Source organism: Catenibacterium sp. co_0103, from assembly GCF_004168205.1.
GTDB classification, from domain to species: Bacteria; Bacillota_I; Bacilli_A; order Erysipelotrichales; family Coprobacillaceae; genus Catenibacterium; species Catenibacterium mitsuoka_A.
This window is the reverse complement of the sequence record NZ_RCYB01000109.1, coordinates 1-6,137: the sequence shown is the minus strand read 5'-3', so window position 1 is coordinate 6,137 and position 6,137 is coordinate 1. Positions and strand designations below refer to the sequence as shown.

The following is a 6,137-nucleotide window of genomic DNA, read 5'->3' as shown; positions in this document are numbered from 1 at the left end:
AAGAAATAAGGGGTGAGATTCACCCCTTACTGCGTGATAATTAAAATTTAGGAAACCCCTAGTTATTTTAAATTACCGATAATCAAAGACATCTTCTCTATTTAATAACTGTGACCATCTTGCTGATAACAGTTTTGCATATTTATAGTCTTCTAATCCATATGCCCCTAAAGAATAGGCATCATTACATTCTATTAATAAGGTTCTTCCATCTTTAGTAACACCTATATCAATAGAACATGCCATAGGTCTTTCATCCCATTGTGTAAATTGATTCATGATCTGGTCAAGTACATCAGGATTATAGTTATAATGCCAATCACCTTTATAAGGACGCACATCTATAATTTCATCATAATATACAAAGCACCGCCACTCACGCATGAACTCAACAGCTTCACTACAGAGAACTTCAAGATTATCATTATAAGCCCCACAGCCTATTAAATCCTTAATACTTGATATCACTTTACCAGTAAATACTTTACTATCAACTGGTTTCACAAACCAGCCTGCTGACCATTTCCTTTCGTCTGAAGAAATAGAATTCATTGTATCTTTCCATATTTTTCTTCCTAGAAATTCTTTTAGATACTCTGGATAATCATCTACATGAGGATGTGTGATTCCAAACTTCTTAAATACATTTTCACATTGTACAATATAGTCTACTACGATATCTTCTCTTGTAATTTGATCATAGACATCATCTAATGAATAATAAGGCACAACTTCGCATCCTAATTCATTGAATCCAGAGATAGCTTTCTGCATATTTTGACTATGCCCTACTATAAGTCCAGAATTACGATCCTTTTTTACTTTAATATAAGCTTTCATTGTCTTATCCTCAATATAAAAGGGCTATAAAAATACATTATAGCCCTCTTGCTTAAACTTTCTTTCTACCCTCAAATGATTTTAATAATGTGAGTTCGTCTGCATAGTCAAGAGAACTTCCAATTGGTAAACCATGCGCAATACGTGTTGTGTTAATACCTTTTTTATCTAATAGCTTTGCAAGGAAGAGTGCAGTTGTTTCCCCTTCTCTTGTCGCATTTGTCGCAATAATTACTTCTTTTGTATCAGGAGTAATACGATCAAATAAACTCATGATGTTCAAATCATCCATAGTCTTGCCATCCATAATAGAAATTGTACCACCTAACACATGATATAAGCCATGGTACTCTTTCATCTTTTCCATCGCAAAGACATCCTTAGGAGATTCTACAACACATATTGTAGATTGATCTCTTTCGTGATCGGCACATATCTCACACTTATCACCTTCACTTAAATTTCCACATATAGGACAAGTATGAACATTTTCTTTAAATGAACTCAGTGCCTGTGAGAATCTTTTTACATCTTCTTCTGACATATCATAAATCGCATAAGCCATTCTTTCAGCACCTTTGTTTCCAATGCCTGGCAACATTTTAAAACATGTCATTAACTCTTCAAAACTCTTTGGATATTCCATATTACATAAAAGAAGATAAATCTAATCCACCAGTGAGGGATTTCATATTGTCTTCTTTCTCCTTTTCTACCTGACTGATTCCCTGATTAATCGCAATCATCATCAAGTCTTCTAACATATCTTTATCATCCATCAAATCCTGACTGATATGTAATTCAGTAATCTGATACTTACCATTGATTTTACCTGTTATCAAATTATTCTGACAAGAAAAACTAAAACTCTTGTTTTCTAATTCTTTTTGTTGATTTGAGGCTGTTTCACCCATTTTCTTTGCGGTTTCTAAAAGCGAATTGAAATCCATTTTTAATCCTCCTTAAATTCTACAATATCTTCACCAAACATATCTAAAGCATACTTCTGTGCGTCATTCAAATCTACTCTTTTTAAATCATATCCATCAATATGTTTTAATGTGATTGGTCTCGCCTGAGGAAGCTGTTTGCTTCTTGCAAGCTGAATATAATGTTGTCTCATCTCTAACCATGCATCATGCTGCATACCAATGAATTTATATTCATGTCCTAATACATCCTTAATTAAAGATGATAACTGTTTATAATTCTTATAATAGTTAGCTGCATTCACATCAGGCATTAAATCAAACTCAATAATTAAACCATCTCGACTTGCTGCAGCTGGACGACCCTGAGATAACATACTTGCTGCTTTAGCTGTATTCATATTAGCCATATAACGTCTAATCACTGGCCACTTCTCCTGAACTTCATTTAAGATCTTACGATCAGCCTGCACAAGAATATTTAATATATCACTTTGATCTACTTCGATATTATCATCTGATGCATATGTTTCTGGTTCTTCTTGCTTTTCATAATTGAATTGAGGTACTGGTTGTTCAACCTTCTTTTCAATAGCTGGTTCAACTATCTCTTCTTCAATTGATTCAAAGACAGGTTCTTCCATGATTTCTTCGACTGGTTCTTCTTTAACTTCAACCTTCTTTACTTCTACAGGTTTTACAGGTTCTTCTTTAATAGGTGTATATTCTATCTTCTGACTTGCTGCATGTTCTTGATTACATAATCTTAATAATGCAAGTTCAAAATAAATATGTGGATCAGTCGCTCTGATGTACTTCTCACTTGCATCCATCAATATATCAATAAAGTTAAAACATTCATCACTTGAAATATAAGGCACAATGTTTTCTAAGTCTTTTTGTGTCATGACTGACATAATAGAAGTATCTTTTGTATTCCTATAAATAACTATGTCTTTTAATATATCAATTAAATCAAATGTTAATCTCTTAATATCGATACCACTCTTATCCATCTTATCTAATATCTTTAAAGATTCAGACATATTCTTAGATAATAAAACCTTCAATAAGTTTGTCTTATCATCCATGGATACAATACCATAAATAGTATGAATATCGTTAATGCTTAAATGATCATCATTATAGGCAAGACATTGTTCAAGGATAGATAATGCATCTCTCATCCCACCATTCGCAAGTCTAGCAATTAATTCTAAGGATCCATCATCATATGTCTTACCTTCCTCTTTTAAGACATACTGCATTCTTTGTACCATTTCCTGGTCAGTGAGTCGTGTAAAATCAAATCTCTGACATCTAGAAATAATAGTAGGTAAGATCTTATGTGGTTCTGTTGTCGCAAGAATAAAGATGACATGTGCTGGTGGTTCTTCTAATGTCTTTAATAATGCATTAAAAGCGCCAGGTGACATCATATGTACTTCATCGATGATATAGACTTTATATTGTCCCTGTGTCGGTGCATATTTCACCTTATCAATCAGACTTCTTACTTCTTCTACCCCATTATTGCTGGCAGCATCTATTTCAATAACATCTGGATGTGTTCCATTTTCAATCTGTTTACAATTCTCACATTCACCACATGGTTTAGGATCACCAGTACAATTAACTGCCTTAGCTAATAGCTTTGCGACAGTTGTCTTTCCTGTTCCACGTGGACCACAAAATAAATATGCATGCGCAATCTTCTTTTCATCTATTGCATGCTTTAATGTAGTAATAATTGCTTCCTGTCCAGCTACATCTTTAAATGTCTGTGGACGGTATGTTCTATATAATGATTTATATGCCATAGTCATCAACTCCTTTCCTTATTATACATAAAAAAAGGTGCCTTAGCACCTTAATTATTATCACTTACTAACATCAATATATCAATAAAAATGTTGATGAAATCCATATAGAGCTGTAATGCACAAAGCAATGCCACACCTTTTAATGCTTCCTGTGGTGCAACTTCATAAGCATATTCGATATGCTTAAAATCATAAAGAGTAAGTCCAGTAAAGACTGCAAGATCAAGGAATACGACTAGATAATAAAGACCTGGCGCCGAAATAAAGATCAATAAGATATACGCAATCATAAGAACTGGTAAAGCCATTAAACAGACTTTTCCTATACCAATGAAATTATTATTAGTATGCTGTGTCACTGTATAGAGTAAACCAAAATAAACAGCTGTCACCGCAAAAGCAAGTACTGCTACACCTGGTACAACATAATTCAACCACATAGAAAGCACAATCCCATTAATTACTGAATAAGCAACATAATATGTCTTAGCCTTCTCTATAGCCATATCTTTGACTGTTTTACTTAGCATTATTACTAATCCTATTTCTATAACCGAACATACAATCATAAAGATGAAATAAGACGCACCCAATATCAGTTCAAGATGTAAGAATGAGAATAGAAATGAAGTGATTGTAGTGATTCCTAAAGCCATAGCCATCCATTTCATAACTGAACCAAAGAACTCACCATAACTCATCTTATTACTATAATAAGAATCCATAATTTACTTCCTCCTTTTACGTTTAAAGAACTCTGATACTATTGTAGCACACTGTTCCTTTAAAATCCCCTGTTGTACATCAGGATGATGATTTACAGGGTTATTCTCTATTAACTCTATAAAACCTGGCCATCTACTGACATTCGTACCAATCACTAAACGACTGATACGACTTTGTATAATAGCCCCTGTACACATCATACATGGTTCTAATGTTACATACATTGTACAGCCATCTAAATGCCATAAATCAAGATACTCACTTGCTTGATTAATAGCTAATATTTCAGCATGTCCTGTAGCCTTCTTTAAGGTTTCCTTTTGATTATGTGTACGTGCAATGATTTGTCCTTCATAGACAATAATACATCCAATAGGTACTTCATCTTCACTCATTGCGATTTCTGCTTCTTTTAATGCTTCAGCCATATATTCTTCATCATTCATCCTATGACTCCTTTTTATATAAAAAAAGTGCCATTACACACAAACAGAGGCCCTTAATGCTGCTACCTTCCGGTCCTGACATGGTTCAGACATGTTTATTGTAATGGCAAAATTGATTATAACATAATTATTATAAAATGCAAGAAAAAGGAGATTTTACATCTGAGTAATTCGTCGTAAAGAGGGAGTTATTCTTGTTTTATTATGATTCTTTAAAGAATCATTTTATTGATTGCCTTATATACGTTTAAATTTTAAATATTCTATTATCAAACTAAGGATAATATTTCCAATAAAAACCAAATGCCAAAAAATATCGAAAAACTCATTGAATGTTTGATAGAATATCTATATTGGTTATCTACATTATATCGTTTAAAAATCAAAGTAAATATAGAAAATATAATCACAATGAATAAATCACACCATGGTGGTAATACGAAAATATATTTTAATATGCAATATACTGCAAAAAGAATAAAAGTTAGTAAATCCAAACAATTTTCTGGTAAAGCAAAAAATACTACAAATGGATAATTTCTTTTTCTTAGATATTTTTTCAACATAAATATCCCCTTATTTATAACATACAGAATGATTTTGATTCAAAATAGTGGCACTTCCACATTTCACTAAAACATTAGTCCAATATTTGTATTTCCCTTTATGAGATCCTGATTTGTACCTAGAACCAGAACGATAGTCGGTAATGATGATTTTAATAGATTTTCCCCATAAACTACCAGAAATAAAGGCACTTACTACAGCCGCAGCAAATGGAAAGTTACTAATGGCTGCTAAACCAGCTATCAAGGCAGCAGCTGTAGATGTTGCACTGCCAGGAATAGTATACGTTTTTCTTTTTAGCACTTTATTACTAGCTCTTGAAAAACTTGTTATAGAATTTTTATATTCTTCTATTTGAATTTCATTTCCGTTGATAGTTAGTTTATTTGTTTCTTTATCAAAGATAGCCATAGTGGTTGTACCTTTTTCATCAGTTACTGATGAAATTGTATTGATACCTTTATGATCAACAGAAACACTATAATGTGAACCATTAACATACACAACTTGATTATCTAAATTTGATGGATTATTTTTGGATATAGCATCTACATTTGACAAAGAATTAACCCCAAAAATAAATACGATAAAAGCGATGATAAATGATTTGAAATATAATTTTTGCATTTACAGACTCCTTATTATATATGATTTTGCTTGAACATCAGATAGTCTCAAGAATCTTGTGTAAATTCTTATTTCCTGTAAATTAAGTTTTCAGTAGATAAGGTTAGTTGTTATCTATTAATTTGGAAACCATTGATCACGACCAACTAAACCAAAACCTTTGTGAATTCTATTCATAA

Annotated in this window: 7 protein-coding genes and 1 other RNA gene; all 8 read right to left on the bottom strand. The window is 32.3% G+C overall.

What is annotated here, in order from left to right; all coding sequences use genetic code 11:
* Positions 1-72 precede the first annotated feature (72 nt).
* Complete coding sequence (locus EAI80_RS11560; RefSeq protein WP_129982158.1) at positions 73-840, bottom strand: ATP-grasp domain-containing protein; 768 nt, start codon at positions 838-840, stop codon at positions 73-75.
* Positions 841-892: 52 nt separating this feature from the next.
* Positions 893-1,486, bottom strand: a complete 594-nt coding sequence (recR, locus tag EAI80_RS11555) for a recombination mediator RecR (protein ID WP_129982157.1) — start codon at positions 1,484-1,486, stop codon at positions 893-895.
* A 1-nt stretch (position 1,487) separates the two neighbouring features.
* Positions 1,488-1,790, bottom strand: a complete 303-nt coding sequence (locus tag EAI80_RS11550; protein ID WP_006505010.1) for a YbaB/EbfC family nucleoid-associated protein — start codon at positions 1,788-1,790, stop codon at positions 1,488-1,490.
* Between the two features lie 2 nt (positions 1,791-1,792).
* Positions 1,793-3,589, bottom strand: a complete 1,797-nt coding sequence (gene dnaX, locus EAI80_RS11545) for a DNA polymerase III subunit gamma/tau (RefSeq protein ID WP_129982156.1) — start codon at positions 3,587-3,589, stop codon at positions 1,793-1,795.
* A 50-nt stretch (positions 3,590-3,639) separates the two neighbouring features.
* Entirely contained in the window at positions 3,640-4,317 is a 678-nt protein-coding gene (locus tag EAI80_RS11540) for a Bax inhibitor-1 family protein (protein WP_129982155.1), read from the bottom strand.
* A gap of 3 nt (positions 4,318-4,320) precedes the next feature.
* A complete protein-coding gene (locus EAI80_RS11535) occupies positions 4,321-4,764 on the bottom strand; it encodes a nucleoside deaminase (RefSeq protein WP_129982154.1) in 444 nt (147 codons plus the stop codon).
* Positions 4,765-4,786: 22 nt separating this feature from the next.
* Positions 4,787-4,876, bottom strand: an RNA gene (gene ffs, locus EAI80_RS11530) — signal recognition particle sRNA small type.
* A 464-nt stretch (positions 4,877-5,340) separates the two neighbouring features.
* Complete coding sequence (locus EAI80_RS11525) at positions 5,341-5,958, bottom strand: hypothetical protein (protein ID WP_129982153.1); 618 nt, start codon at positions 5,956-5,958, stop codon at positions 5,341-5,343.
* Positions 5,959-6,137 lie beyond the last annotated feature (179 nt).